Origin of the sequence: Microbacterium sp. AK031 (genome assembly GCF_024807145.1) — a bacterium.
Taxonomy (GTDB): Bacteria; Actinomycetota; Actinomycetes; order Actinomycetales; family Microbacteriaceae; genus Microbacterium.
In genome coordinates this window covers 17,429-44,193 of sequence record NZ_JANUCA010000001.1, presented here as the reverse complement: position 1 = coordinate 44,193, position 26,765 = coordinate 17,429, and the positions used below count along the sequence as shown (strand labels likewise).

At 68.3% G+C, this 26,765-nt stretch carries 25 protein-coding genes; 11 read left to right on the top strand and 14 right to left on the bottom strand.

The window, feature by feature from the left end; translation table 11 throughout:
• Positions 1–8: 8 nt before the first annotated feature.
• The 3 genes from HDC95_RS00210 to HDC95_RS00200 are packed head-to-tail and all read right to left on the bottom strand — an operon-like array spanning position 9 to position 2,344.
• Complete coding sequence (locus tag HDC95_RS00210; protein ID WP_259061180.1) at positions 9–275, bottom strand: hypothetical protein; 267 nt, start codon at positions 273–275, stop codon at positions 9–11.
• Positions 272–1,132: a hypothetical protein gene (locus HDC95_RS00205; RefSeq protein WP_259061179.1), complete on the bottom strand. Its 861-nt coding sequence runs from the start codon at positions 1,130–1,132 to the stop codon at positions 272–274. Before HDC95_RS00205 ends, HDC95_RS00210 begins: the two co-directional genes overlap by 4 nt.
• 9 nt (positions 1,133–1,141) lie before the next feature.
• Entirely contained in the window at positions 1,142–2,344 is a 1,203-nt protein-coding gene (locus HDC95_RS00200; RefSeq protein WP_259061178.1) for a glycosyltransferase family 4 protein, read from the bottom strand.
• A gap of 100 nt (positions 2,345–2,444) precedes the next feature.
• Here HDC95_RS00200 and HDC95_RS00195 point away from each other — a divergent pair, with 100 nt between their 5' ends.
• The 3 genes from HDC95_RS00195 to HDC95_RS00185 are packed head-to-tail and all read left to right on the top strand — an operon-like array spanning position 2,445 to position 6,612.
• Positions 2,445–4,472, top strand: a complete 2,028-nt coding sequence (locus HDC95_RS00195; protein ID WP_259061177.1) for a glycosyltransferase — start codon at positions 2,445–2,447, stop codon at positions 4,470–4,472.
• Positions 4,469–5,512: a glycosyltransferase gene (locus HDC95_RS00190; RefSeq protein ID WP_259061176.1), complete on the top strand. Its 1,044-nt coding sequence runs from the start codon at positions 4,469–4,471 to the stop codon at positions 5,510–5,512. Before HDC95_RS00195 ends, HDC95_RS00190 begins: the two co-directional genes overlap by 4 nt.
• The gene (locus tag HDC95_RS00185; protein WP_259061175.1) at positions 5,509–6,612 is read left to right on the top strand and encodes a glycosyltransferase; all 1,104 of its coding nucleotides are present in this window, start codon (positions 5,509–5,511) and stop codon (positions 6,610–6,612) included. Before HDC95_RS00190 ends, HDC95_RS00185 begins: the two co-directional genes overlap by 4 nt.
• Before the next feature lie 60 nt (positions 6,613–6,672).
• Here the strand turns inward: HDC95_RS00185 and HDC95_RS00180 are convergent, their stop codons facing one another.
• A complete protein-coding gene (locus HDC95_RS00180; protein WP_259061174.1) occupies positions 6,673–7,176 on the bottom strand; it encodes a hypothetical protein in 504 nt (167 codons plus the stop codon).
• Between the two features lie 142 nt (positions 7,177–7,318).
• On the opposite strand from HDC95_RS00180, the gene HDC95_RS00175 reads away from it, so the two are divergent.
• Positions 7,319–9,121 carry an ABC transporter ATP-binding protein gene (locus tag HDC95_RS00175; protein WP_259061173.1) on the top strand — a complete coding sequence of 601 codons (1,803 nt, stop codon included), beginning with the start codon at positions 7,319–7,321 and terminating at the stop codon, positions 9,119–9,121.
• Between the two features lie 20 nt (positions 9,122–9,141).
• Here HDC95_RS00175 and HDC95_RS00170 read toward each other — a convergent pair whose 3' ends face one another.
• Positions 9,142–10,026 (bottom strand): glycosyltransferase family A protein, encoded by an 885-nt coding sequence (locus HDC95_RS00170; protein ID WP_259061172.1) that lies wholly within the window; start codon positions 10,024–10,026, stop codon positions 9,142–9,144.
• A gap of 66 nt (positions 10,027–10,092) precedes the next feature.
• Between HDC95_RS00170 and HDC95_RS00165 the strand changes: the two genes are divergently transcribed.
• The gene (locus tag HDC95_RS00165) at positions 10,093–10,935 is read left to right on the top strand and encodes an alpha-1,2-fucosyltransferase (protein ID WP_259061171.1); all 843 of its coding nucleotides are present in this window, start codon (positions 10,093–10,095) and stop codon (positions 10,933–10,935) included.
• A 22-nt stretch (positions 10,936–10,957) separates the two neighbouring features.
• Here HDC95_RS00165 and HDC95_RS00160 read toward each other — a convergent pair whose 3' ends face one another.
• A complete protein-coding gene (locus HDC95_RS00160) occupies positions 10,958–11,911 on the bottom strand; it encodes a glycosyltransferase family A protein (protein ID WP_259061170.1) in 954 nt (317 codons plus the stop codon).
• Positions 11,904–13,025, bottom strand: a complete 1,122-nt coding sequence (locus HDC95_RS00155) for a glycosyltransferase family 2 protein (protein WP_259061169.1) — start codon at positions 13,023–13,025, stop codon at positions 11,904–11,906. Before HDC95_RS00155 ends, HDC95_RS00160 begins: the two co-directional genes overlap by 8 nt.
• 14 nt (positions 13,026–13,039) lie before the next feature.
• Between HDC95_RS00155 and HDC95_RS00150 the strand changes: the two genes are divergently transcribed.
• The 3 genes from HDC95_RS00150 (at position 13,040) to HDC95_RS00140 (ending at position 15,762) form a co-directional block, all read left to right on the top strand.
• Positions 13,040–14,092: a glycosyltransferase family 1 protein gene (locus HDC95_RS00150; RefSeq protein ID WP_259061168.1), complete on the top strand. Its 1,053-nt coding sequence runs from the start codon at positions 13,040–13,042 to the stop codon at positions 14,090–14,092.
• A complete protein-coding gene (locus HDC95_RS00145; protein ID WP_259061167.1) occupies positions 14,089–14,943 on the top strand; it encodes a hypothetical protein in 855 nt (284 codons plus the stop codon). Before HDC95_RS00150 ends, HDC95_RS00145 begins: the two co-directional genes overlap by 4 nt.
• Positions 14,944–15,246: 303 nt before the next feature.
• Entirely contained in the window at positions 15,247–15,762 is a 516-nt protein-coding gene (locus tag HDC95_RS00140; RefSeq protein WP_259061166.1) for a hypothetical protein, read from the top strand.
• A gap of 7 nt (positions 15,763–15,769) precedes the next feature.
• Here HDC95_RS00140 and HDC95_RS00135 read toward each other — a convergent pair whose 3' ends face one another.
• From HDC95_RS00135 to HDC95_RS00115, 5 genes are all read right to left on the bottom strand, one after another.
• A complete protein-coding gene (locus HDC95_RS00135) occupies positions 15,770–16,666 on the bottom strand; it encodes a polysaccharide pyruvyl transferase family protein (RefSeq protein WP_259061165.1) in 897 nt (298 codons plus the stop codon).
• Positions 16,663–17,880 (bottom strand): glycosyltransferase family 4 protein, encoded by a 1,218-nt coding sequence (locus HDC95_RS00130; RefSeq protein WP_259061164.1) that lies wholly within the window; start codon positions 17,878–17,880, stop codon positions 16,663–16,665. The genes HDC95_RS00135 and HDC95_RS00130 overlap by 4 nt, the downstream gene beginning before the upstream one ends.
• Positions 17,864–19,441, bottom strand: coding sequence for a polysaccharide biosynthesis tyrosine autokinase (locus tag HDC95_RS00125; RefSeq protein ID WP_259061163.1), 1,578 nt, complete (start codon positions 19,439–19,441; stop codon positions 17,864–17,866). The genes HDC95_RS00130 and HDC95_RS00125 overlap by 17 nt, the downstream gene beginning before the upstream one ends.
• The gene (locus HDC95_RS00120) at positions 19,417–20,823 is read right to left on the bottom strand and encodes an O-antigen ligase (RefSeq protein WP_259061162.1); all 1,407 of its coding nucleotides are present in this window, start codon (positions 20,821–20,823) and stop codon (positions 19,417–19,419) included. The genes HDC95_RS00125 and HDC95_RS00120 overlap by 25 nt, the downstream gene beginning before the upstream one ends.
• Before the next feature lie 95 nt (positions 20,824–20,918).
• On the bottom strand, positions 20,919–21,146 hold the full coding sequence (locus HDC95_RS00115) for a hypothetical protein (RefSeq protein WP_259061161.1): 228 nt from the start codon (positions 21,144–21,146) through the stop codon (positions 20,919–20,921).
• 283 nt (positions 21,147–21,429) lie between these two features.
• On the opposite strand from HDC95_RS00115, the gene HDC95_RS00110 reads away from it, so the two are divergent.
• The 3 genes from HDC95_RS00110 to HDC95_RS00100 all read left to right on the top strand — a co-directional run bounded on the left by HDC95_RS00110 (position 21,430) and on the right by HDC95_RS00100 (position 24,810).
• The gene (locus HDC95_RS00110) at positions 21,430–22,608 is read left to right on the top strand and encodes a glycosyltransferase (protein WP_259061160.1); all 1,179 of its coding nucleotides are present in this window, start codon (positions 21,430–21,432) and stop codon (positions 22,606–22,608) included.
• A 122-nt stretch (positions 22,609–22,730) separates the two neighbouring features.
• Positions 22,731–24,041 (top strand): UDP-glucose/GDP-mannose dehydrogenase family protein, encoded by a 1,311-nt coding sequence (locus tag HDC95_RS00105; RefSeq protein ID WP_259061159.1) that lies wholly within the window; start codon positions 22,731–22,733, stop codon positions 24,039–24,041.
• 31 nt (positions 24,042–24,072) lie between these two features.
• Positions 24,073–24,810 (top strand): low molecular weight phosphatase family protein, encoded by a 738-nt coding sequence (locus HDC95_RS00100; protein ID WP_259061158.1) that lies wholly within the window; start codon positions 24,073–24,075, stop codon positions 24,808–24,810.
• Positions 24,811–24,825: 15 nt separating this feature from the next.
• On the opposite strand, the gene HDC95_RS00095 is transcribed toward HDC95_RS00100, so the two are convergent.
• Both HDC95_RS00095 and HDC95_RS00090 read right to left on the bottom strand, forming a co-directional pair.
• Positions 24,826–25,119 carry a PqqD family protein gene (locus HDC95_RS00095; RefSeq protein WP_259061157.1) on the bottom strand — a complete coding sequence of 98 codons (294 nt, stop codon included), beginning with the start codon at positions 25,117–25,119 and terminating at the stop codon, positions 24,826–24,828.
• Positions 25,120–25,147: 28 nt separating this feature from the next.
• The gene (locus HDC95_RS00090; RefSeq protein ID WP_259061156.1) at positions 25,148–26,623 is read right to left on the bottom strand and encodes a polysaccharide biosynthesis tyrosine autokinase; all 1,476 of its coding nucleotides are present in this window, start codon (positions 26,621–26,623) and stop codon (positions 25,148–25,150) included.
• Positions 26,624–26,765: the final 142 nt, after the last annotated feature.

Sequence of the window (26,765 nt, the reverse complement as noted above, 5' to 3'; positions counted from 1 at the left end):
TGGTTCCATCAGTCGTCTACCTCGCGCAGCAGTTTCACGTCGATCAGCGCGTGCGTGAACAGCGCGGCATCCGAGTGCGCGTCGTCTTCCGTGCAGATTCCGTCTTCGATCAGCTGCACCGCGAGAGCTTCCACGTCTCTTCCTGGCGCCGCACGCCAGACGGCGGCCGCGATGTCGGCAAGCACCACGATCGGCCCATCGGGGAGAGCGGCGGCGAACACGCGGATCCCGTCGTCGATGACGCCGACGTCGGCGGCCTGCACGAAGCGCGTCATGCTCGCTCCCTCGGCCGTCTCGTGGTCCGAAACGCCGTGCCGATCCGCCGCAGGAAGGCGAAGAACACGTCACGACTGTCGGGCTCGCGGCCCAGTTCGTGCGCGAGCACGGCACGGTTGACACGAGGCGCTTGAGCGGCCGTGCGCAGCGCGTCGCCGAACGTGGGCGCGGCCTTGATCCGCCCCCACCACTCCGCGAGCCGTCCACCGCCTTGCGACACCGTCTTCCAGAGCAGGTACTCCCGCCGATGACGGTATCGCTCCAGGTCGTCGAGCCCTGCGCCGAACGCGACCTCTGCGCGCAGCATCCGCACGAGTCTCGACCTGCGGATCCGCGCCTCCTCCCCCTGGCCTGCCCACAGCGCGAGCGCTTCGCCGCCGAGCCTGTCCATATCGCGCGCGGCGTTGAGGATGAACAGCACCGCCTGCGCGTCGATCGACGGAATCGCGCACGCGAAACCGGCCGCGACATGGGTCTCGCGCGCCGCCCACAGCACGTCGAATGCGTCCTGATCGGGCAGCCCGATGCCGGGGAATGTGCGGTGCAGGTCGAGGTAGCCCCACTCCGGGTGGTGATAGGTCTGGGCATGCCCGAACGGCGACCCTTCGAGGAAGGAGCTGTAGACGGTCCACCCATGGTGGAGCAACGCGCCGTGCATCGTCGGGATGGCGAGAGGATCCACCATGGCATCGACGTCGGTGCCGCTGCGCCGCCGACTCCGCAGAGTGCCGTCCAGTGTCGTTCCCTTGACATGAAGCAGGCGGACCCCGATGCGCCGCGCGATCACTTCGACCGCGGCGCGACTGAACTCGATCCGTATGTCGAGTGAGATCGGTGTCGTCTCCAGAGAGTCCACGGCGTCAGCTTATGCCCGGCGCACGGATCGCAGACGGCACACGTCGAGGAACACCTCGGCGTGTGCGGCGGCGACCGCGGCATCGTCGAGCAGCCCCGGCGTCTGCGCGGCCGCCGCCCCCAGTCGCTCGCGCTGCGCCGGGTCGCCGCCGAGCTCGTGCAGCATCCTGCTCAACTCCGCCACGCTGCGTGGCGGCACTGTGCGCCCGTTGACGCCGTCATCGACCCATTCCACCGGTCCGCCCTCCTCGGCGACGACCGCGACGGTGCCGGCCGCGAGGTACTGCAGCACGTTCTGGCCCATCGGCTCGGCACGTGTGGAGTACTGCACCGCGATGTCCCAGTGCTGCAGCAGCGCGGCGGTGTCGTCGACGTGACCGAGCAGATGCACGCGATCCGCCGCCCCCAGCTCCGCCGCACGCTCCCGCAGACGCTGCGCGAACGCGGCGTGCTCGAACGGCGCTCCGCCGGCGAGCTCGAGCTGGGCCGTACCGGTCGGGAAGGCCGCGGCGAACGCCTCCAGCAGCTCGAGTTGTCCCTTCCAGGGATCGATGCGCGCGAGCATGCCGATGCGCAGCGGGCCGGTCGGTCGCGCACGCGGCGAGCGAGGGGCCGAGACCGTCAGCCCGGATGCGCTGTGGATGACGACCGCCGCCGTTCCTGGCCGCACGAACGGCAGCGCTTTGGCGAGCGTGGTCCTGGAGTTGCCGATCACCGCGTCCGCCCGCGGCAGCACGACCTTCGTCATCAGGCGGTATCCGAGCGCGCCAAGACTCTCCTCGTCGATCATGTCGCGCAGCTGCACGACCAGCGGCGTGCGCGAGAACTGGAGTGCCAGTGCCGCATACGCCGCCGCCCTGGTGCTGTTGGCGATCACGACGTCCGCCGTGCGCACGTTCGGGTGCGTGCGGGTGAGCACGGCCTGGCACAGCAGTCTCGCGGCGAGCCCTGCCATGCGCAGGGGCGACGATCCGCTGCCACCTGCGCTCTGACGCACACCGCGCGTACGCCGCACGACAGAGTCGGGCAGCTGCGCGAACACGTCGTCCTCGTCGATCGCCGGCACCAGCACCGCCGGGACCCACGCCGGTTCCGGTGCGGCCTGCTCTGCGGCGAGCAGACGCACGAGGGCGAGTTCAGCGCCGCCGCGCACGGTCGTGTGATCGAGATGCACGACGCGCAGGGCGCGCGCACTCGAATATGAGTTCCCCAAAAGAATGCCTCCCCAGAAGGCTGCTATCCGTCCTGCACTCCCCAGCGCATGGATGGACGGATAGTGTTGCTGACACAGCAGCATATCCTGGGGAGGCAATGTGCGGGTACTGCGGATTTCGCACAGCGCCGCCATCGCCGCATGGCGTGGTCGGGAGCACGCCCTCCGCGTGCGCGGCGACGATGTCGCACTGATCACCGCGCAGCGGTGGCACGCCGGTGGCGTATGGGTCGATCTGGATGCCGCCGCCGAAGAGAACGTCATTCCCGCCCGCACTTTCGGCACCCACCCCGCACTGTTCGTGTACGACCCACGACCCCTCTGGCGAGCTCTCGGCGAGAAGTGGGACGTGATCGACATCCACGAGGAGCCGTTCGCGCTCAGCACGGCAGAGGTGCTCGTGATGCGGATGCTGCGACGCAATCCTGCACCGGTCGTGCTGTACACGGCGCAGAACCTGCACAAACGCTACCCGGTGCCGTTCCGGTGGCTGGAGCGTTGGGCGCTGCGCCGCGCCGCCGGCATCTCGGCGTGCAACACCGAGGCCGCGCGGATCACCGAGGCCAAGGGCTTCGCGGGGCGTGCGCGCGTGATCCCGCTCGGGGTGGATGCCGTCCCCGACACGCCGCCCCGTGCCGCCGCCGTAGCGCGCCCCGCTGCCGCGGACGATCACGTCACCGTCGGGATGCTGGGGCGCCTGGTGCCGGAGAAGGGCATCGCCACGCTGCTGGACTCCCTTGTGCTCGAGCCGCGGCTGCACGCGCGGATCGGCGGCTCCGGACCTCTCGAGAGCGCGCTCGCGGATTTGGCTCGGCAGCGCGGCATCGAGGATCGCGTCGAGCTGATCGGGGCGGTCGACCCCACGCACGTGGACGAGTTCTACCGCGCCATCGACGTACTGTCAGTGCCGTCGGTGCCACGAGACGGCTGGACAGAGCAGTTCGGCCGCGTTGCGGTCGAGGCCATGGCGTCGGATGTGCCGGTGGTCTCGAGCGATGCCGGGGCACTGCCCGACGTCGTGGGCGATGCGGGGATCGTTGTGCCGGTCGAGGATGCCGCGGCTCTCGCCGCCGCGCTGATCGAGGCCTCCGGCCCCCGGCGCGAGGAACTGGTGGTGGCCGGACGGATGCGCGCCGCGGAGTGCAGCTGGGACAGCGTTGCCGGCGCGTATCAGGAGCTGTACCGCTCGGTCGTGCGCGGCTCGGTCGCTGAGCCTCTCGCATCTCCGGTCACTGAGTCCGTCGACCTGTCCGGAGAAGCGTCCCCCGAGGTCGTCGTCGTCGCTTACGGATCGCCGCAGATGCTGCGCCGCGCGCTCGAACCGGTCGCGGCGCTCCCCGTCACCGTGATCGACAACTCCTCTCTTCCCGAGATCGCCGCGCTGTGCGCCGAGCTCGGCATCCGCTACCGCGACTCCGGCGCGAACCTCGGGTTCGGTGCGGCGGTGAACCTCGCACTGGCCGATCGCCTGCTTCCCGGCGCCGACCTGCTGCTGCTGAATCCGGATGCCGAGATCGATCGGGCGGGCATCGAGAAACTGCAACAGGCGCTGCACGCCGATCCGTCGCTGGCCAGCGTCGGCCCGGCTCAGATCGATGGTGACGGCCGCCGCGCGCGAGTGGAATGGCCGTTCCCTGCCCCGCACCGGGCGGTCATGGATGCCCTGGGCCTCGGTCGCTTCGAGCGCGGTGCCCGATTCGTGATCGGCTCTGTGCTGCTGCTGCGCACCGAAGCGCTCGCACAGGTCGGCGGTTTCGATGAGCGGTTCTTCCTCTACGCCGAGGAGACCGACTGGGCCTACCGTGCACACCGGCTCGGATGGCGGCATCGTGCGGTCGGCGATGTGACGGCACGGCACCTCGCGGGCGGCACGAGCACGGATCCGCGCCGCCGCGAGGCGTACTTCTTCGCGTCGCAGGAGCGCTACTTCCGCAAGCACTTCGGCGCGGCCGGCTGGGCCGTCGCCCGCACCGCGGGGTGGGTCGGCGCGATCGCACGGACCGCCGTGCTGCGTGGAGAACGCCGGGCGCAGGCGCGGCGCCGTGCGGCGATCTACCGACTCGGCCCGGTTGGTGTCGAGGCGCGCTTCCGTCCGCGTGCCACGGGCGCGCACAAGGCCACGCCATGACGCCGCTGCGCATCCTCCACACCGTCGCGTCCGACCGCTTCGCAGGCGTGGAGCAGTTCGTGCGACGCCTCGCCGCCGCGCAGGCCGAGCAGGGCCATCACGTCACCGTGGCAGGCGGAGCGCCCGAGCAGATGCACGCGACGCTCGATCAGGCGGGCGTCGAGGTGGTCGCCGCGCGCACCGCGCTCGACGTCATGCGCATGGTGCGTCGCACTCCCGCCGATGTGGTGAATTCGCACATGACGGCGGCGGACGCCGCATCCGCCATCGCGCTCTTCGGCCGCAGCACCGGGCTGGTCTCGACGCGTCATTTCGCCGGCCGTCGCGCACACGCGGGGCCGCTGTCGATCGATCCGTTCCTCGGCCGGGTCGATGCCGAGATCGCGGTGAGCGGGGCCGTGGCTTCGGCCACCGGCATCGCGAGCACGGTCGTGCATCCCGGCCTGCCCGCCGCCGCGAAAGCCCCAGCCGATCTGCCGCGTCATCCCGTCGCCCGCCGCATCCTCATGGTGCAGCGGCTGCAGCCCGAGAAGCACACCGCAATCGGCGTGCGGGCGTTCGCGGCATCCGGTCTCGCCGCCGAGGGCTGGGGGCTCGTCATTCTCGGCGAAGGACCGGACCGCGCCGAACTCGAAGCTCTCATCGACGACCTGGGCCTCGGCGATGCGGCCCTGTTGATGGGCTTCCGCGACGACGTGCCCGAACTTCTGACCTCTTCCTCGCTGCTGCTGGCGACCTGTCCCATCGAAGGGCTCGGGCTGGCCGTGCTGGAGGCCATGACGCACGGTCTAGCTCCGGTCGCCGCCGGTGCGGCCGGTCACCTCGACCTGCTGGAGGGACTCGACGAGCGTGCACTGTTCCGCCCGGATGACGTGGCCGATGCGGCGGCCGCCCTGCGCGCCTTCGCAGATGATCCGGATCGACGCCTGTGCCTGGCGGCCGCGGCCCAGGAGCGCGCGGTCACGGAGTTCTCGATCGAACGGCAGGTCGCCGGCACGGATGCGGTGTACCGCGACGCGATCGCGAGGAGAGCCGCATGAACGATTTCGTCGTGCTCTCGCTCGAGCGATGGGATGCCGTATGGCGACGCAACCAGTACCTCATCGCCGGACTCCTCTCCGCTGATCCGACTATGCGGGTGCTGTTCGTGGAGCCGCCGGATGATCCGCTGCATGATCTGCGCGGACGCCGCAGTCCGCGGTTCGGCGCGCCCGTGACGCAGATCGGCGAGCGGCTGTGGACGCTCCGCCCGGTGAAGTGGCTCCCCCGCCGCGTGGACTCCGGCGGCGATGACCGCAGGGCACGGGCGATCCGGCGTGCGGCGACGCAGCTCGGGTTCATGGCACCGGTGCTCTGGGTCAACGATCCGGCAGCGGCCGGCATCGTCGCGCTCACCGGGTGGCGATCACTCTACGACATCACCGACGACTGGCTGAGTGCCGCACGCCCGGCCGCCGAGCTCGAGCGGATCGCCGCCGGCGAGGCGCTGCTGCTGGATCGTGCCGACACGGTCGTGGCCTGCTCCCCCGAGCTCGTGCGCCGCAAGAGCTCGCAGCGGGGCGGCATCGATCTCGTCCCCAACGGCGTCGATCTTGGTGCCTACCGCACGCCCTCCACCCGACCCGATGTGCTGCCCCCCGCTCCCATCGCCCTGTATCTGGGCACGCTGCACGACGACCGCCTGGATGCCGATCTGTGTGTGCGGGTCGCCGGTGAACTCGCAGGCCATGCCCGTCTCGTGCTGGCGGGTCCCGATCTGCTGAGTGCGACCGACCGCGACCGGCTCGACGCTGCGGGAACTCTGCGTCTCGGACCCGTCGATCGCAGAGACGTACCCGCACTCCTGCAGCATGCCGACGTGCTGATCGTGCCGCATCGGGTCACGGCGTTCACCGACAGCCTCGACCCGATCAAGCTCTACGAATACCAGGCTGCGGGACGACCGGTGGTCGCAACCCCGGTCGCCGGGTTCCGCGACAGCGCTGATCCGCGCGTCCGGATCGCGGGAGCATCGGATTTCGCCGATGCGATCGGAAGCGCGCTCAATTCACCTATGCCGGACGCCCCGGGAGATGTCGCCGATATCGACTGGAGCGCACGGGTACGGCAGATGCGTCAGATTCTGACGACGATCCGCTGAGCAGGTCGCAAGTGGCTTCGACCAGGCGCCGCCCGTTAGGGGGCGACCTACCCGGTCAGATCACTTGCAGCAGTCCGGCGGCGTGGCCGGAACGGTCACCGTCACTTGGATCGGGTCGTGCTCGGTGTCGGAGCCGTCGGCGGCGTGACCCCACGTGACGCTGAAGCCCAGTTCGAAGTCGAGGTTGGCGCTGTTGCCGCTCGTGGCGTTGAAGTTCACATTGAGCGAGCCGCCGGCGGGGACCTCCCACGGCAGCGGCGGAATCGGGTTCAACCCGAAGGCGATGCCGCTGGTGTTCACGTTGATGACGATCGCCGTCACGTAGATGGTCTTGTCGCTCGGATTGTGCACCGTGGCGGGAACGCTGTAGCCCTTGACGATCGGGTTGCAGCTGTTGCCCGGTGCCTTGCACGCGGCGCCCGGCGTGATGGTCGGAGTGAGGCCGGATGCCGCGAATGCGGGTATCGGCGCGGCTACCGCGATCGCGGGCAGAGCCCAGGCCATCGCCTTGGTGACGGTTCGGCGGCTGATGCCTTCCGAAGTGGTCGCTGCATTGTCAACCATGAGGTTTCCCCAATTGTCCCCGTCGCCACCCCGGGCTCTCCCACAGAGCACTGAATGAGTGACGACGCGCTAATCTTAGCCTAATCTCGGCATTTTGGAACAGGTGTTCTGAAGAGAAGCCCGCGCCATCGAAAGGTGAAGAATGAGCACCTCTCCCGGCATCCCGACGATGCTTCGCCGGCTGCTCCTCGTCACCGGAGCGAAGCCCGTCGCGTGGATCACGGGAACGGTGTTCGCCTCCCTCGCCCTCGCGGCGCTCGACACGATCGGCGTCGCGGCGATGGTTCCGCTGATGCAGCTGGTGACGGGTGAGACTGGCGACAACTTCGTGATCCGCGCCGCAGCCGACGTGCTCGGCACGGATGATGTCTCGGCGCTCATCCCCGCCGTCGCCGCCCTGGTTGCTGTGGCCTTCATCCTGAAGAGCATCGGCGCTCTGATGTTCCGCTGGTGGCTGGTCGGACGCACCTCCCGGGTGTCGGCACGCGCGTCATCCGAATTGATGCGGCGCTTCGTGCTCTCGCCGTTCGCCAAGCACCGCACCCGCGCGATCAGCGAGACGTACTGGAAGATCACCGACTGCACCTCGCAGGCCTCCAGCGTGCTGCTGGGTGTAGTGAGCCTGTTCAGCGACTACCTCGTGCTCGTGGCGATCACCGTCGTACTCGCTGTGAACTCGCCGGTCGCTACCCTGCTGACCGTCGTCGTCTTCGGGCTGCTCATCGCCGTCACGCAGCGCGTGCTGCGGCCGCGCCAACTGCGCATCGGCGAGCAGACCGCGCAGGCGAGCCTGGAGAGCTGGCAGTTCCTGATGCCCGCGCTCGACGGGTTCCGCGAGACACGGCTCGCATCCAGCGCGGGGACGCTGGTCGACGGCTTCCGCACCACACAGCTGCGCCGCGCCGACCTCAACCGCGCCCGTTCGATCCTCGCGGAGATCCCACGTTACTTCCTCGAGGTCGCCTTCATCGTCGCCGTGATCGCGATCGCCTGGGTGCTCACCGCGATCGGGCAGGGCACGCAGGTGCTGCCCGTGCTCGGACTGTTCGCGGCTGCGTCGATGCGTGCCCTGCCGACCATGACCCGCATCACGTCCAACTTCGCCACAGTGCGCAGCGGCCAGGCCGGCCTGCGCATCCTCACCGAGACCCTCGACGAGCTCAGCGCCGACACCCCGTATGACGAGCAGCGCCGCAGCGACGAGCGGTTCCTCGGCGACATCGTGCTGCAGAACGTCACCTTCCGCTACGACGACGCGGATGCCCCGACGATCGACGACCTGACCCTGAGGATCCGCGCCGACCAGACGACGGCGTTCGTCGGCTCGAGCGGCGCGGGCAAGAGCACTCTGCTCGACCTCGTACTCGGGCTGCTCACCCCCACCAGCGGAACCGTGACGAGCGGGGGCCGCCCGATCGATGAGGATCCCGCCGCCTGGTATGCGGAGCTGGGCGTCGTTCCGCAGGACGTCTTCCTCACGAACGACACCTTGAGCGCGAACATCGCGTTCGGCGACGCACCGGAGAATGTCGACGAGAAGCGCCTCGACTCGGCGCTCGAGATGGCGCAGCTGCGAGGTCTGATCGGCCAGCTCCCCGATGGTCTCAGCACCCCCGTCGGCGACCGAGGCGTGCGTCTGTCTGGCGGGCAGCGGCAGCGTGTAGGACTCGCCAGGGCGCTCTACCGCGAGCCGAGCGTGCTCGTGCTCGACGAGGCCACTTCAGCGCTCGATAATGCGACCGAGCACGAGATCGCGCAGACCCTGAACGCACTGCGCGGGCGGATGACGATCATCGTGGTGGCGCACCGCCTCTCGACGGTGCGCGGGGCGGACGAGCTCATCTACCTAGACTCCGGCTCCGTCGCCGCCGCCGGCACGTTCGAGGAGGTCAAGGAGCACAACGCCGACTTCGCGCGCCTCGTCGAACTCGGCAAGCTGGAGTGATCCGAAAGTTCCGGGTCAGGTCACGAGCGGATGCGGCGCGCCACTGCCTGCGCTGACGACCAGGGTGTCATCAACACGTAGCCGACCAGACGCAGGGCATAGGCGCCGTCGCGATGACGCAAAGCGGCGATCAGCTCGCCGAGGTTCTCATCGGCGGCTTCATGGCGCATCGCGCGCAGGCGCTCGTCCAACGCGGCCACGACGCGCCGCTGCCCGCGACTGTGCGCCTCCTCGCGAAGGCGGCGCAGCGAGCGGGGCGCGCTCAGGCGTCCGTCGAGCATGCGCCTGCTGACGTTGCCGGAGTGGCGGCGGTAGCCGACCAGTGCATCGTCGACGGCCGCGGACTCGCCATGCACCAGAAGCCGGCGGATGAATTCGTTGTCCTCGCCGATGCGGAGGCCGGGATGGAACCCGCCGATCTCGTCGAAGACTTCGCGGCGCACGAGCAGAGTGGTGATGCGCGGCAACGGCGCTGCCCCGCGAAGCATGTCGAGCGCGGGCACCTGTTGCACCCGCCAGCCGCTCCCGAACGCGGTACCGTCGGCATCCATGTACCAGCCCCCGGTATGGCTCGCGATCGCACGGGGATTCGCATCCAGAGCGGCGCGCTGCGCCTCGATCCGGCGCGGATGCCACACATCGTCGTCGTCGAGGAAGATCAGCCATTCGCCGGATGCGACTGCGGCGCCGGCGTTTCGTGCAGCCGAGACGCCCTTCGCCGGCGAGCGCAGGTACCGCAGCCCTTGCTCGGCCGCGAAGCGCTCCAGCTCCCCTGCCGGCGCGCCGTCGTCGACGACGACGATCTCCTGCACCGCAGACGTCTGCGCACGCACGGAGTCGACCGCCTCGGCGAGGTACGGACCACCGCGATTGGTCGCGATGATCACGCTGATCGTCTCTGCCACGCGCGCTCCCCTCGCTCGAACCATAAACCATCGGCCCTGGAGCTATCGACCCCTACACTGTCGTGCATGCCGCGTGCGACGTTCCTCGCTTTCATGAACCGGGCCTCCTCGCACGCCCGTTGGCGAGTGCGGCGGGCCGTCGCCGTGACGACCGATCGGTTGCGGCGCGGTGACCGTACCGTCATCATGACGCCGCCGGCCGGCCTGCGCTTCGGCAACTGGATGTACCTGTGGCTGGATGCACATCAGAAGTCTGCAACCGGCACGCCGACGGTCGTGCTGACGGCTCCCGGAATGGAGCCCTGGCTCGAGGCTTTCCCCGCGCTGCGCGCACTGACGGTCCCCCGTGAACAGCTGCGGTTCCACGATCGGCGGGAGTGGAACGACCGGGACTGGCGACAGGTGTTCGGCTCGGACTTCACCCGTGAGTCGCTGCACAGATTCATCCGCGAGTGCATCGCCGACGGCATCCCTCTGGCCCCCGCCGGGCGTCTCGTGATCAACGTGCGACGCGGCGATTACTACGCGCGCCCCGAACTTCGCGAGCGCTACGGATTCGACCAGGTCGGCTATCTGCGTGCTGCCCTCGCCGAGTTCGCCGACATCGAGGATGTGCTCGTCGTCTCGGATGATGCCGATTGGTGCCGCGCGAACGTCGCCCCGCTGGCGCCCGCCTCTGCGACGTTCGAGTACGCCGAGCCCGATCCAGTGGCGAACTTCCTCAGCGTGGCCGGCGCGCGACGCATCATCGGCATGAACTCGACGTTCACTTACTGGGCGGGTTACGTTGCGGATGCGATCCGGCCGGATGCCGAGATAGTCATGCCGCTGTTCCACAGCAGGCTGTACGACCCCCCCGATGCGCATCAGCTCGATCCGCAGTGGACGGCGCTGCGGGGATTTCACTGACCTGGATCGCTGAGCGCGGGTTTCACTGCCCGCGGCGAGCGCGAGCGGTGACTGTGCCGGTCACGCCGCTGAGGAACTCGAGTGGCGCGCGGCGCAGCCCCCACGCGCTGCTGCGAAGAGCATCGCCGATGCGGCCGCGCCGCAGCTGCCTCGGGGCGTCGGCGCCGGCGATCCGCGACTCCGAGCGGCGGTAGCGTCGCAGCCGTTCGGCGAAGTACCCCGCAACTTCGGAATCACCGCGCCCGCGCGCCGCCCATCGCTGGCGGTCGATCATGTCCTCCATCGCGAGCCGACGCAGGCGCACGTTGTCCGGTGCCATCGAGGTCATGTTCGACGAGTGGCGGCGGTAGCGCACCAGCAGGTCGTCGATGTAGATGAAGTCTCCGCGCAACGCCAGCCGCAGGCCCAGTTCGAAGTCGACGAGGATCGGAATCTCCGGGCTGTGCCCGCCGATCGCCAGGAACTGGTCACGCCTGATCATAAGCGTCGGGCCGAGCGGCGTCGGCGCCGTCCCGCGCAGGATCTCGGACGCTGGCGTCTGACGAGAGCGCCAGTCGGTCCCGAACGCCGCCCCGGTCGCGTCGATGTGTCGATAGCCCGAGAAGGAGGCCGGTGCCGATGGCGACTCCGCATGCTGCGCCACGTGCACGGCCAGGCGTTCCGGCATCCAGATGTCATCGTCGTCGAGGAACGTGATCAGTGCGCCGCTGGTGCGCTCGACGCCGATGTTACGGGCGAGTCCCGCCGTGGCGGAATGCTCGATCGTCATCATCGACATCCGGGCGTCGTCCTCGATCAGGGCCTCGACGCGTTCGGGATGCGCCGCGCCGTTGTCGACGACGAGCAGTTCCCAGTCCTGGAAGGTCTGGTCGCGCACGCCCTGCAGAGCGGCGGCGAGGTAGTCGCTGTCGTGGCCGAGCGCGAGCACGATGCTGACGAGGGGCGTGTGCTCCGCGGACGCGGAGATGTCAGTCACGGCGCACTCCGGCGCTCGCACGAAGCGGCGCGTTGATCGTCTCGGCCCGGTCGACCGGTCGCACGGCCGCCCACAGACCCGCCGCCGTGCCGGCCACATCGACAGCAGCACGCACGACGCCACCGCCGAGCCCGCGCATCCGCGCCCCGGCCGAGTCCTTCGAACCCCACTCACGCACGCCAGTCAATGCCTCGCGTCCGACGCCTGCCACGACCGATCCGAGGTAGCGCGTCATGTGCGGGTCGGACCACCCGAGTGTGGTGCGCAGCAGCAGCACGTGATTGCGCGCGCCGTAGAACCGGTAGCGCCGATCGAATCGGCGTCCCTTCGCGTAGTCACCGGCGACGTGGAGCACCGCGGCATCCGGGGAGAAGACGATGCGGTATCCGGCCTTGCGCACTCGCAGCGCGAGATCGCTGTCCTCGCGAAGGCAGGTTCCCGGGTAGTAGTCGTGGATGCCACCGATTTCGGCCAGCACGCGCGTGCGCACCGACATGTTGGCGCCGAGCATGTGATCCGCATCGACGATGCGTTCGGGGTCGGCGCCGAAGTTCCCGGTCAGGCGTCCGTTCGGCAGGAGCCTGCCGATGCGATCGTGCCCCTCGAGCTCTTCACCAAAGCGGCCATTGCTCGCCCGGCCGCCGACCGCGCCGACGTCATCGGGCTCATAGGCGGCGAGTATCTCGGCCAGCCACTGCGGCTCGGCATACGCGTCGTCATCGATGAAGGCCACGACGTCTTCGATCGCGTCGTGCGAGCCGATCGCGCGGGATGCCGCGAGCGTGCCGGCACCGAGATCGTTGCGGCGGTACTCGACGTCGGGGAACCCTGGAGCGCCGACGAACTCTTCGACGACGGCACGAGTGCAGTCGTCGGGCGAGGCGTCCACGACGACGATGCGCCGGGGTGCGGTGGTTTGCCGACCCAGATGCTGCAGGCACGTGCGAACATACTCCGGACGACGATACGTCGCTACGACGACCACTGCCCGACGCGCCATCGCCCACACTCCCCTGGTGCATTCCCCTGGTGCGCGGAACCTCCCCTGGTCCTGCGCTGCCTCGACTATAGCGACCGCGACCGGCTTCGGCACTCCCGAGACCAGTACAGGCACGCTAGATTCAGCCCATGCCCCAGCTCTCCATCACGACGATCGTGACGGACACCCCCATGGGTGCCCAGGCATACCAGCACCAGGTCACGTCGCGGGCGGCCCAGGCGCTGTCTGCGACGGGTGCCCAGTGGACGGTGCGCGAGCACACCGTGCGCTCACTGCGGTCGTCGCTGCCGGGTGACCGGCGGCTGCCGCTGGGGCGACTGGCGCGCGCATCCGCGTCGACGCGAGCAGCTGTCGGGAGGCTGCTGTACCGCGGCGACGATGTGTCGCACCGGATGACGCTGGAGCTCCCCCCATCCCCGCACGCAGATGTGGTGACGCTGCACGACGTCGTCGCGTGGCGCTTTCCCGACGAGTCGGCGCCGGTCGCCGCCGCTGCGGAAGAACTGCGCGGCAGCGCCGCCGTCATCTGCGTCTCGGCCTTCACTGCATCCGAGGCGCAGGAGTTGCTGGGCATCGCCGACCCGCACGTCGTGCCCAACGGCGTCGACCCGCGCTACTTCGATGCGCCGCCGCTCGCCCCGGCGCTCCTGCAGGGGCTCGGACTCGACGGTCCGTATGTGCTGCACGCCGGCGGCGCCGCCCGCCGCAAGAATCTGCACGCGCTCGCCGAGGCATGGCCGCTGATCCACCGCGAGCGGCCCGATCTTCGCCTCGCACTCGCAGGACCGGTGCACGCTGAGCGCACTGCCCTTTTCGAGGGCCAGCCCGGAGTGCACCTGCTCGGTCGGCTGCCCGACGAGCTCATGCCCGGTCTCGTCGCCGGGGCGGTCGCCGTCGCGGTGCCGTCGCTGTACGAGGGGTTCGGCCTGCCGGTGCTCGAAGCGATGGCCGCGAACGTTCCGGTCGTCGCCGCGAACACCAGCAGTCTGCCGGAGGTCGCCTGCGGCCACGCGATCCTCACCGAACCGGATGCCGTAGCCATCGCCGCCGGCATCATCGAGGCGACCTCGGGCGACAGCGCTCTGGCGACGATGGTCGCTGCCGGCCGCGCGCATGCCGCGGAGTACACCTGGGAGCGCAGCGCCGCGGCCCACGCGCGCATCTGGAACGCCGTGCGATGAGCGCCCACGACGTCGTGCTCGGGTTCGTCACCAGCATCCGGCACCCGCACAACAGCACCGACTACGCGTCGGTCGAGGCCATGCTGTGGGAGTCGGTAACGGAGTGGCTGGGTCAGACCGATCCGCGCTTCGTGATCGTCATCGTCTCGAATCGGCCGGTCGAGCTGCCGCATGATGAGCGAGTGCACCAGGTGCAGGTGTCGTTTCCGCCACCGTCGGATGCTCGCACCCCTCGCACCGGCATCGACGCCGTGCTGCGCGATAAGGGCACGAAGAACGCCGTCGGACTGGCTCGCGCCAGGGAACTCGGCGCGGACTACGTGATGTTCGTGGATGCCGATGACTTCGTCTCGCGCCGGCTCACCGCATTCGTCGCGGCGAAGGGCGGTGCGCCGGGTTGGACGATCACGGACGGATGGCGTGTGAACGTGCAGCGCCGCGCAGTCCGTCACCACTCCGATGACTTCCATTTGCAGTGCGGGTCTTCGCACATCGTGCGTGCAGACCTGCTGCCGCCGACCGCGGCCGGCGCGACGGCGACGCAGGATGAGCTCTACACGGAGCAGAGCGAGCTGCTCGAACGCTGGCTCGGGTCGCACATGCACATCCACGATGACCTGCCGCTGTCGTACCTGCCGTTCCCCGGCGCACTCTACCGAGTCGGTACGAGCCAGTCCCATTCGGGCAACGCGCTGGGCGGCGCCGGGCGCCCCATCACCCGCGCGATCGCGGCGGAGTTCGGCGTGCCCGCGACGGGCGGGACGCCGTGGCGGCTGGCACGGGCCGTGCTGCCGTCGGCGCGCGCCGTGCGCGAACGCATGCGGATGCTGCGCCCCAGGGACCGCGACTAGCAGGTCGAGTCCGGCTCCCTCCGCACCCCGCGCCCCCGGTCGGCGCCCATCGGGTGCAGCCCGGCTGCTGCGTATGGAGCATCCTGATCTGCGCCAGATCCGGATCGCTGCCGACATCGTGGCTCTGCCTGCTGCACACGCGCCAGGGGTCGCCACGGCGTACTCAGGAGGCGTCGATTCCTCCGCGGCGCTCGTGGAGTACTTCAGCGGCGAAGACGTGCCCGAATCCCGCCAGGTGACGCACCTGTCGACAGCTATCTCGACGCCCACTATCCCCGCATCGGCTTTCTCGAATCGGTCTCCATGCGCAACGCCTCCATCGCGCATCTGCTGTCGGCGGGAATCGGCCACCTGCACGTGGGATCGGAGATCTCGTACGTCTTCGCCCGCGTCGATGACTCCGGCGAGATCGCACGGCTCGACCCGATGCTGTTGCCGTTGCTGTCGACGACCGCGGTGACAGTCAGCTCCGCGAACTCGGGCATGACACGAGTGCAGAGGACGGTGAAGTGCGCGAAGTGCGTACGCGCGATGCTCACGTTGGAGATCGCCGGCCATCTTCAGGAGTTCTGCCCGGACGTCTTCACGTACTCCACGTATTCCGAGCACCGCGATGCGTACATCGCGAGGGTGCTGTCGGCGGGCGATCCGCTGGAGTGCGAGATCCGCGACTTCACCGCGGCGCAAGGCTGGCATTGGCGCATTTCGGATCGATATCGAGCCGCGGTTCGGAGTGCGCGACTCGAGGCCAGGCGATCGGCGCGACGGATGCTGCGCCGCTTCGGTCGACACCGTCAGGAGTCGGTTTCGACTCGCTGACGCTCACTCACCCACGCAGCGCCGAAACGATCCCCTGCGGAAACGGCCGCTGCCCCAGCGGCAGCTCCGCCACGCGTCCGATCGCCGATTCCAGGCCGTCGTTGAGTCGCGTCACAGTTGCCGCGTCGGCGACCCAGGCCGTGGCCGCCAGCTCCTCCAACGGCTGCGACGCGTCGAACTCGCGATACCTCGTACGGCCCTGGGTGACCGCCGCCTCGTAGTCGCGGAACTTGAAGTCGCCTCCGTCGAGAGGCGGCTCGAGCGCGGACCAGACGGCGGGGATGCCGTAGGAGTCAGCGGTGATGAGCCCGTGCAGCGACGTCGTGATGACCGCCCGGCTCGCGGCGATCTCGCGCACAGCGGCACCGGCCCGCTGATGCACGTTCACGACCCGCACGGCGTCGCCTGCCGCCTGCACCAGAGACGCGAGCCCCACGTGCGGCCGGTGGTGTCCGTGCGGTACGACTGCGATCCTGCCGTCGCCGTCCGGCCGGGCCCGGTGCCGGGCGACGAGCAGCCCTGGGTCCCCGTAGGCGGGCTCATCCTGCATGCCGATGCGCTCGGCGGTCAGCGGACCGCGCACGGCGAGGACGGATGCCGCAGGCAGCGGATGTCGTTGATCACGCATGAGTCCCGACCCCCAGATGGCTCCGGAGAACTCCGGTGGCAGGAACTCGAGCAGACTCCCCACTCCGACCAGCCCGGCCGCGCGTGGTTCGCGGTACTGCGGAACGAGGCCGTATCGGGGCAGCAGCCAGGGCGTCAGATCGTCACCGAAGTTGGGGTGCCCGTCCCACCAGAAGGCCGGGACGATGTGTCCGCCCCACGCGGTTCGACGCCCGAGGGCTGATCCGAAGCGTCCGAGTTGCCTGAGCCGCCGCCGCGCGGCGCCGTGATACTTCACGTCGCGCTCCCGGCACCGACCACGTCGCGGAACAGCCGCTCATACGACTCCGCCACCCGCGCCCACTCGAATTCCGGCAGGCGCGCACGACCATTCGCTGCCAGTATGCGACGAAACGGCTCATCGCTCAGTGTCCGCCGGATTGCCGCAGCCAGAGCCGGCCGATCAGTCGGGTCGACCAGCAGCCCGTCTTCTCCGTCGCGGACGAATTCGGCCGCTCCGCCGCGCGAGGTCATCACCAGCGGTGCGCCGGAGCGCCAGGCTTCGAGCCCGACGATGCCGAACGCCTCGGAACGGCTCGGCACGACGACGGCGGTCGCTGCCGCCATGCGGGATGCGACGCCCTCGGCCGTCGCCTGTCCGGCGAGACGAATCCGACCCGTAGATCCCACCCGCGAGATCTGCTCCTGCAGCGCTGTGCGTTCCGGCCCATCGCCCACGATCTCGAGCTCGGCGCCCGGAATGTCGGCTTCGACGAAGGCGTCGATGAGCAGGTCGAAGCCCTTCATCCGCCCGAGCCGTCCGACGGCCACCAGCAGGTCGTCACGACGCGCGACCGAGGACCCAGATCGCTGAGCCTGTCGTAGCGTCGCATCGTGTGAAGCGGGCGCACCCACGTCCGCGACCCCGTTCGGAATCACCACCCCGTCGGTCGCCCCCAGCCCGAACCGCTCTCGCAGGTCGCCGAGAACGTACTCACTCGGCGCGGTCACCGCAGACGCCGCGGCGAGCGCATCGCGCAGCCCTCGTCGCAGCAGCGCCGACCGCGCATAGACGCCATTGTCGTCCCCGAGAGTCTCGCCGTGCGATGTGATGATCAGCGGCGCCCCGTATCGCCGGTGAACGCCGAGCGCGTAAAGGCCGTTGGGCCCGAAGCACTGCACCGACAGCACGTCGGGGCGGAACTCGCGCACCGCCCGCGACCATTTCGACAGCGCACCGGGTGCGCGCAGTGCGAACCGGCCCAGGTCGGGGGCACTTCGGGCCGGCAACGGCGTCGGCAGATAGCGCACGCCGAACGGAGCTGCCGACGGACCTGCCGACGACGCCCGCGCTCCCCGATCGACCGTCCATACCTCGACCTCGTCGCCGCGCGCCGACAGCTGCTCCGCAACGCGCGCGACGTGTTCTTCGACGCCTCCGACGAACGGCGCGAATGAAGACGCGATCAGCGCGATGCGGAGGCCGGAAGGCGCATCATCTCTTCGGTGCACCACGTCCGCCGGGCCGCTGTTCGGAAGGCTCAACGGAATCCGTCGCGCGCAGGAGGTCTTCGATCGACATCGTCTCGTCTGCCTGATATGCGTCTGCCGGGTCGGCCGGTGCGCGCCGGGGCCCTAAGGACTGCCGCCCGCCCCTGCGCGGACGCGGCGTCTTCGCGACCGGCTCCTCCTCTGGAGGCTGCGCCTGGTACCCGTACCCGTAGCGCGTCCCCGAGCTGGAGAGCGCGACACGGTTGAGCACGACGCCGAGCACGCGTCCGTGCACCTTCTCGATGGCATCCATCGCCTTGCCGACGATGTCGTACGTGCTCGACCCCGCCGCGATGACGAGGATCGCGCCGTCGGCCTGGTGGGTCAGGATCGCGCCGTCGGTGATGGGCAGCAGCGGCGGCGCATCGATGATGACGGTGGCATGGTCGGCGAGCTGGTCGAGCAGTGCCTTCATGCGGTCCGAGCCGAGCAGCTCGCTGGGGTTCGGCGGGGTGGTGCCGGCGCCGAGCACGAGAAGCCCCGGCATACCCGGCGCCCGTTGCAGCACGTCCGTGAGCTCTGCCCGCCCGGCCAGCACGTCGGTGAGTCCGGCGCCGTGTGCCAGGCCCATGGTGCGCGCTACGGTCGGGCGGCGCAGGTCACCGTCGACGAGCACGACGTGTGCGCCGTTCGCGGCGAGTGTCGCCGCGAGGTTCGCCGCGACGGTGGACTTTCCTTCACCGGGCAGCGCACTGGTGACGACGATGCGCCGCGGAGGATGGTCGACATCCATGAACTGCAGGTTCGTGCGCATCACGCGCAGCGATTCCGAGACTGCGAACGAGCTCTTCGACGAGCCGTCCAGGTCGGTGAGGAGCCGCTGGTGCTTGTCGAGACCCGAGATCGTCGGGATCGCGCCGAGCACCGAGACGCCCAGTCGCTGCTCGACGTCGTCGGCGACGCGGATCCGCCGGTCGGAGTATGCACGCATGAACGCGAAGGCGATGCCGGCGGCGAACCCGATGATGCCGCCGATGACGACGGCCATGCGAGTGTCGGGGAAGGCCGGCGCCTCGGGCAGCACCGCGGATTCTCCGAGGATGACGGTGACCGGCGATGATCCCTCCGTCCCGTCGCCGTCGAAATCGTCGATCGTGGCGGTGAGTCCGCGCACCCAGGCCGAGGCGAGGTCGCGTGCGGACTCAGGGCTCGATCCCTGCGCGGTGATGCGCAGGATCGCGGTGCGCGTGGGGTTCTCGACCGTGATGCGCCGGACGAGCTGCTCGGGGGTGTCGGTGAGTTCGAGCTCGGCGGCGGCGTGCTCGGCGACGGTGCGCCACCGCGCCATGTCGAGATAGGTGTCGACCTTGGCCTTGGCGATCGCGTCTTCCGCACCCGGTGCGACGACGACGTCCGCTTCGGTTCCGACGTCGCGCGACTTCACGAAGCCGCTGGCCGAGGCCTCGTACACCGGTGTCTGCAGCTTCGCCCAGCCGTAGCTGACGCCGACCCCGATCAGCGTGAGCAGCACGATCGCCAGTGCGTGCCGCCGCAGTGCTACGAAATAGTCGCGGAGTTCCATGTGGCCCCCAGAGTGTTGGATCTGATCTTACGCACGGGCACGGATGCCGCGAACTCGAATTCTCCCGTTGACCGTGCCGCCTCGAACGCCTGTGCGCCCAGGCAGATCCCGGCGATCAGGAACGGAATCGACACCTGCGCCGAGACCCAGAACAGGTCGAATTGCGCCTGCACGATGCGTGCGAGTACCGAGCCGAGTGCCAGCATCCCGAATCGCGGATCCACTCGCCAGAGCACGACGATGAACCCGACCCACATGATCGCGAAACCGACGAGGCCCACGAGACCTGTCGAGGCGATGACCTCGAGCTCGGCCTGCGGCGGCTGGAAGTTGGCGGTCGGATGCACGTACCAGTACCGCAGGCCGTGACCGACGAGCGGCTGATCGCGCCACAGATGGTAGACCTCCTGCAGCCAGTTGAGGCGCTGGTAGACCGAGTTGTGCTGGTTCTGCGATTCGACCTGCTCGATCACGCTCTGCACGAGCAGCACGATGCCGGGCAGCGCGAGCAGGAAGGCGAGCACCCAGTGCTTGGCCCCACCCTGGCGCAGCACATGGATGAGCATCACGACGATGAAGCCGATGATCGCCTGTCGCGACTGGGTCAGCAGCAGCGCGAAAAGGCAGAGCACGAGCACGATGCGCGCCCAGCGCCGCGGAATATGTGCCCAGTCGGGGTTGATCCAGGCGACGAAGGCCACGAAGGCGAGCGCACCACCGGCGAAGTTCTTGTGCATCGGCCACGGCCAGGCCGGGTACACACCGGCGAACTCGCCTCGCGCGAAATTCATGATCGCCGTGATGACAGTGCCAACCGCGATCACGGCACCGATGATGAGGATCAGGCGCATCGCGATGGATGCCCTGCCTGCCCGCCCGATCGCCCAGCCGAGGATCAGGGCTCCCGAGATCAGCAGCCACGCGTGCACCCACTCGATGACGTTCTGCTGGAACGGGTTGATGATCACCGTGAACACCGTGCTGAGCTGGTAGATCAGGTTCAGCCACAGCATCGCCCGCATCGGCGGTGTGTGCTCGTGCTGCCCGAGCAGCACGGCGACCCCGAAGCCGGCGGCGAGCGCCGCATCTGAAACGGTGAGGTCACCGCCGCCCATGCCGACCCGCTCGACGATGAAGATCGCGGGCGTCGCCATCAGCATCGTCGCGATCGGTTTCGACCACGTGATCACGGCAGCGATCATGAACACGCCGATCACGATGGCGTCGATGGCTCCGTTGGCCAGGCCCCGATCGAGCACGAAATAGACCGCGCCGACGACGACGATGGCGAACAGCACCCACCGCCACGCGTCCGCCCACAGGTCCGCAAGCCACCGACGAACCCCCGTTCGCAGGCGGGTCGGATCCCCACCGATCCCCATTGAGTCAGTATGACACCGGTACTGGGACGATGGTGGTGCAGCGTGAGCGCATGATCATCGTCGTGCGGGCGACGACGAAGGCCAGCGGTCGGTGATCAAGTGCCTCGGCAGCCCTCAACACGTGCGACGGCGATCTTCACGTCGACAAGCTCTTCGGTCACCTTGTCCATGCGAACCCCGAGGTCGCGACGCGTGTCGGCGATCTCAACCCTGACACCGGCGAGCTGTGCATCTGTGCGGTGGATGATCCATCCGAAACCTGCCGCAAGGGCGAGCAGAAGCGAAACGACGCCCACGATGGTCGTGATCATTTCGGCGGACATGTACATGCTCCTATTGTGCCTGAGATCGCCTGTTGCTGCGGCGTTTCGAACATAGCGATGGCGTTCGACGCGCGGACCATGGATGCCGGTATCTCGGGACAGCGCCGCCGAACTGCCACCTGTGCAGAAGAAGATGTGTCCCCGAACGCCACGGATATGGGGCATGATTAGCTCATCGACGCCCTGTGGGAGGGTCGTCGATGACGACGCCCTGTGGGAGGGCTGTCGAAGTCCTTTGGGGAAAGGCGTTTAGCATGCGCAGTTGTGATCCGGGGCGGCTACGATGAGCGGCCTGCTCGTCACGGAGTGGATCGAGAGCTCGGGCGGCGCGGAGCGCGTGCTCGATGTGATGGGGCATGCGTTCCCTGATGCCGACATCCGCTGCCTGTGGAGCGATCAGCCGTCGGCGTTCCCGACGCGGCAGCTGGATGAGTCGTGGCTCGCGCGCACGCCGCTGCGTCGCCACAAGGCGATGGCTCTGCCGCTGATGCCGTCGCTGTGGCGTCATGTCAGCGCCGATTGGCCGTACGACTGGATGCTGGTGAGCTCCTATGTCTTCGCGCATCATGTGCGCCTGGTCGGGCAAAACATCCCCAAGTACGTCTACGCGCACACGCCCGCGCGGTACATCTGGAACCCTGAACTCGACCGTCGTGGCGACAACCCGGCGGTACGTGCTGTCGCGCCGATCTTCCGCGGCATCGATCGACGTCGCGCACAGGAGGCGACGGCGATCGCGGCGAACAGTGAGTTCGTGCGCGAGCGCATCCAGCGGGCGTGGCATCGGGATGCGACGGTGATCCACCCTCCGGTCGCGGTCGATCGCATCCTGTCGCGCGCAGACTGGCGCACCGGTGTCACAGATGATGATGAGCGCCGGATCATCGATCGTCTACCTGATTCGTACGTGCTGGGCGCATCGCGGTTCATTCCTTACAAGCGTCTCGACCTCGTGATCGAATCCGCGGCGCGAGTGGGCCTTCCTGCAGTGATCGCCGGTTCCGGGCCGGATGAGGCGCGTCTGCGTGCTGTCGCAGAGCAGGCCGGAGTGCCAGTGCTCTTCGTGATCGCCCCCTCTGATGCCCTGATGTATGCGCTCATGCAGCGTGCATCGGTGTTCGTCTTCCCGCCCGTCGAGGATTTCGGCATCGTGCCGGTCGAGGCGCAGGCGGCGGGGGTGCCTGTGGTCACCGGTCCGGTGGGTGGCCAGATCGAGACGTATGTCGACGGGGTGAGCGGCGTGATGGCAGAGTCGACGGATGCTGTCGCCCTCGCCGACGCGATCAGCACAGCGCTTTTTCTGCCGCGCTTCAACGCCCGCACCGCGACCGCGCGTTTCCACGAAGACATCTTCACCTCGAAGATCCGCCGGTTCGTGGGCGTCGAACGCGATGTGAGGCACCTGCGGCCGGCGCAACCGCTGCCGTCGCCTTCCTCCAAACGCTTCCGGCCGGCGGCCTGAGCAGTCGCCCGTTCTCCCAGAGGTAACGAAACGGACACCTCCCGGCCACCTGAACGTCCTGAATGCCGCGTTCGCGGACGGGATGATGAGGCCAATGTTCGTCCGAGAGAGGAACTACCATCGTGCGACTTTCGGTCATCGGCTGCGGATACCTGGGCGCTGTGCACGCGGCGGCCATGGCGTCGATCGGGCATGAGGTCGTCGGCATCGACGTCGACTCGCGCAAGATCGACGCGCTGTCTGTGGGCAAGGCTCCGTTCTTCGAGCCGGGTCTGCAGGAGATCCTCGACGACGGCATCCGTTCCGGTCTCCTGTCGTTCACGACCGACATCTCCGCTGCGGCGGGCGCAGCAGTCCACTTCGTCGGTGTCGGCACCCCGCAGCAGGCAGGCGGGTATGCCGCAGACCTCACGCATGTGAACACGGCGATCGACGCGCTGCTCCCCCACCTCGCTGAAGGCGACATCGTCGCCGGCAAATCGACGGTCCCGGTGGGCACCGCCGCCGAGCTCGCTCCACGGATCTCGGGTGCCGGCGCGACGCTGGTCTGGAACCCGGAGTTCCTGCGCGAGGGCTGGGCCGTGCAAGACACGGTCGACCCCGATCGTCTGGTCGCCGGGGTTCCCGCCGGAGCGGATGGCGAGCGCGCGGCAGCCATCCTGCGCGACGTGTATCACCCCGCTGTCGCCAAGGGCACCCCGTTTATCATCACCGACTACGCGACGGCCGAACTCGTCAAGGTCGCGGCGAACGCGTTCCTCGCGACCAAGATCTCGTTCATCAACGCGATGGCCGAGATCGCCGAAGTCACCGGTGCCGATGTTACGCAGCTCGCGGATGCGATCGGACACGACGCGCGCATCGGCCGTCGCTTCCTCGGTGCGGGAATCGGCTTCGGTGGCGGATGCCTGCCTAAGGACATCCGTGCGTTCGCCGCGCGTGCCGAAGAGCTCGGACGCGGTGAGTCGGTGAACTTCCTGCGTGAGGTCGATGCGATCAACCTGCGCCGCCGCGATCGGGCGGTGCAGCTCGTGGTCGACGGACTCGGCGGCAGGGTCTTCGGCAAGAAGGTCACGATGCTCGGCGCGGCGTTCAAGCCGTTCAGCGACGATGTGCGTGATTCTCCGGCGCTCGATGTCGCTGTGCGGCTGAACGGCCTCGGCGCGAACGTCGTGGTCACAGACCCGCAGGCGATCGAGAACGCCCGCCATCTTCACCCGCAGCTGACGTACGTCGCCGGCAGAGATGACGCGATTCGCGATGCGGATGCCGTGGTCATGGTGACGGAATGGGACGAGTACCGCCGCGAACTGACGCCCGAGCACGCGTCGTCGCTCACGACGGGGCGCGTGGTGGTCGACGCTCGTAACGGATTCGACGCCGCATCCTGGCGCGCAGCCGGCTGGCAATACTTCGGGATGGGGCGGCCGTGATGTCACTGATCCGCGCCGTTAGGCTGAGAGTGTGATTTCGCTTCCTCCGAGTGAGCCTCCCGTCGGCATCAGCCGCCGCGAATGGCGCCGACGTACCGCGGGGGTTTCGACGCCCGAGACGCAGTCGTCTGGTCCTCTGCCCGGGCTCTTCGCGTCGGCCGAGAGCGCAGCTGCGCGCCCAGAAGACGCGCGCCCGACAATCCTGACGGTCTGCACGGGCAACATTTGCCGGTCGCCGATGGCCGAGATTCTGCTCCGGCGCGCACTTGAGCCGCGGGGTGTCCACGTGCACAGCGCCGGTACGCAGGCGCTCGTCGGGTACGAGATGACCACGCCCGCGCAGGAGATCGCGATCAAGCTCGGCGCCGACCCGGCTGCCGCGACCGCGCACCGCGCACGATATCTGGCCGAGCCCCTGCTGTTCGAGTCAGATCTCATACTCACCATGACTGTGGAGCAGCGGGAGCGTGTGGTGCAGATGGCACCGAAAGTCATGAAGCGAACGTTCACTGTGCCGGAATTCGCGCGCCTGACCGCCGGAATGGATGCTGCGATGGTTCGCGGCGACGCCAGCATCTCGACTGCGGAAAGGCTGCGCGCCGCCGCGGTGCTCGTGAACGACCGTCGCACGTTGTCTCGGACACGAGGAGCCGACGACGACGTGATCGATCCTTACCGCCGGGATCGTACCGTGTATGAGCAGTCAGCGAGCCAGATCTCGCCAGGGCTGCATGCGGTGCAGCGGATCGTCACCGCTGTGCTGCACTGACGCGCGGCAACGACGTCAGCGGACGCTGAGCGCTCCGCGAGCTGTCAGAGTGCGGACCATTTCTTCGACATCGGCCCTGATGCGGTCTTCGTCAAGTGCGAAATCTTCGGCGAGGTCGCTGATGATCTCCGTGAGCGAGGTGCCATCGCTCAGCGCGATCGTCTCCCAGATGATGGCGGCCGTTCCTTCGAGGACGATCGGGTCCTGTGCGAGGTGCACGAGGTCGATCACCACGACTCGAGTCCCGGTCTGCACCCAGGCGGCGTCCGCCGCAATGCTGATCCGCTCCGCTGTCTGCCTCTCGCCCATCCTGATTACTCCCCAACCCGAGCGGGCTTCACTTTTCTGAAGTGAATGTGAGCGCTCCGGCGCCACTGCGGAGGGGTCCGCGCAGTTCGGCATCCTCATCATCACGACGGTAGTACTCACCATGGTACTGGTACCCGTAGTACGTCGCACCCGCGCCGCGGCGCGGCACGCGGTTGAGCACGATGCCCAGAGCGCGAGCGTCGGCACGTTCGAGGTTGCTGAGGGCGCGACCGAGAACCTCGTACGTGGTCCGGCCGACGGTGGAGACGATGATGGCGCCGTCCGCGCTGTGAGTGAGAACTGCAGCATCAGTGACAGGGATGAGCGGTGGAGCGTCGATGATGACGATGGCCTCCTGCGCGACGGAGTGCAGCAACTCGCGCATGCGTTCCGACCCGAGTACCTCGCTGGGGTTCGGCGGGATTTGTCCCGCGCCGACGATGAGCAGGTTGCCGTTGCCGTATCTCTGGGCGACGTCGGTGATGTTGGCGCGACCGGCAAGCACGTCGGAGAGGCCGGCAGTCTTGCCGAGGCCGAAGATCGTGCCGATCATCGGGCGGCGCAGGTCGCCATCGATGAGAACGACGCGCTTGCCGCTCGAGGCAAGGGCAATGGCGAGGTTCGACGCCGTGGTCGACTTGCCATCGCCTGGAAGCGGACTGGTGACCACGATGGTCCGCGGCGGATTGTCTACATCCATGAACTGGATGTTGGTACGCAATTCCCGCATCGCCTCGGCGATGTGGAACAGATGCGCATTGCGGCTCGAGGTCGAGTTACCGCCGTCGAACGGGATGAGACGTTCGTCCGGGCTGAACGACTTCTCTTCGGGGATGGAGCCGACGACCGCGACGTCCGTTTCGCGTTCGACGGCCTCGACAGAGCGGATCCGACGATCGAACGTGTAACGCAGCAGCGCATAAGCGATAGCCAGGACGATGCCGGCAAGGAGGCCGACCCCGAGAGTGAGCCTGACGTTCGGTGATGACGGACTGGTGGGAAGCCCAGCACTGTCGATCGGCGTCAGGTAGATCGCTCCCGGCGTCGCGACGTCGCCCGACTCGAGCCTGTTGACCTCAGCAGACATCGACTGAGCCCAAGCCTGGGCAAGATCGCGCGCAGCCTCAGGCGTCGGACCCTCGGCGGTGATCGTGAGCGAAGGTGTGTCCAGCGTCTGTGTGACAGAGACTCGTTGGACGAGGCTGTCGGCCGACGCGTCAAGGTTGAGCTGCTCGACGACGCGGTCGGCGACTGAGCGCGTCGTGCCGAGTGCGACATAGGTCTTCACGCGCGAGTTGGCGAGATTATTGCCGAGTGTGGCTGTGCCGAGGTCATTCGGAGCAGCATCTCCAGCAGTGGCCTGCACGATCGCCGTTGTGTCTGCGGTGTAGACCTTCGGCTGGAACAGCGTCCATCCGAACGCGAGCACCACTCCTGCTGCGATGATGAGCAACATCCCGAGCCAGTGTGCTCGAAACACCCTCATGTAATCGCGCAGATCCATCGACGCCCTCTCATCATGCCCGGGTTGCGAGCGCCTGAACTCTCGCACCGACATTACTACAGTAGCTACCGCACTCTGATGCCGTGCAGCTGCAGCGATGTTTGCCACTCGTGCGGCATACGTGCTCCCTCGTGCGCATGCG

Bases quoted from the DNA above. Each gene is read 5' to 3' on its own strand.
- HDC95_RS00210 (WP_259061180.1), bottom strand. From the start codon at position 275: ATGACGCGCTTCGTGCAGGCCGCCGACGTCGGCGTCATCGACGACGGG.
- HDC95_RS00190 (WP_259061176.1), top strand. From the start codon at position 4,469: ATGACGCCGCTGCGCATCCTCCACACCGTCGCGTCCGACCGCTTCGCA.
- HDC95_RS00185 (WP_259061175.1), top strand. From the start codon at position 5,509: ATGAACGATTTCGTCGTGCTCTCGCTCGAGCGATGGGATGCCGTATGG.
- HDC95_RS00180 (WP_259061174.1), bottom strand. From the start codon at position 7,176: ATGGTTGACAATGCAGCGACCACTTCGGAAGGCATCAGCCGCCGAACC.
- HDC95_RS00175 (WP_259061173.1), top strand. From the start codon at position 7,319: ATGAGCACCTCTCCCGGCATCCCGACGATGCTTCGCCGGCTGCTCCTC.
- HDC95_RS00165 (WP_259061171.1), top strand. From the start codon at position 10,093: ATGCCGCGTGCGACGTTCCTCGCTTTCATGAACCGGGCCTCCTCGCAC.
- HDC95_RS00150 (WP_259061168.1), top strand. From the start codon at position 13,040: ATGCCCCAGCTCTCCATCACGACGATCGTGACGGACACCCCCATGGGT.
- HDC95_RS00145 (WP_259061167.1), top strand. From the start codon at position 14,089: ATGAGCGCCCACGACGTCGTGCTCGGGTTCGTCACCAGCATCCGGCAC.
- HDC95_RS00140 (WP_259061166.1), top strand. From the start codon at position 15,247: ATGCGCAACGCCTCCATCGCGCATCTGCTGTCGGCGGGAATCGGCCAC.
- HDC95_RS00125 (WP_259061163.1), bottom strand. From the start codon at position 19,441: ATGGAACTCCGCGACTATTTCGTAGCACTGCGGCGGCACGCACTGGCG.
- HDC95_RS00120 (WP_259061162.1), bottom strand. From the start codon at position 20,823: ATGGGGATCGGTGGGGATCCGACCCGCCTGCGAACGGGGGTTCGTCGG.
- HDC95_RS00115 (WP_259061161.1), bottom strand. From the start codon at position 21,146: ATGTCCGCCGAAATGATCACGACCATCGTGGGCGTCGTTTCGCTTCTG.
- HDC95_RS00110 (WP_259061160.1), top strand. From the start codon at position 21,430: ATGAGCGGCCTGCTCGTCACGGAGTGGATCGAGAGCTCGGGCGGCGCG.
- HDC95_RS00095 (WP_259061157.1), bottom strand. From the start codon at position 25,119: ATGGGCGAGAGGCAGACAGCGGAGCGGATCAGCATTGCGGCGGACGCC.
- HDC95_RS00090 (WP_259061156.1), bottom strand. From the start codon at position 26,623: ATGGATCTGCGCGATTACATGAGGGTGTTTCGAGCACACTGGCTCGGG.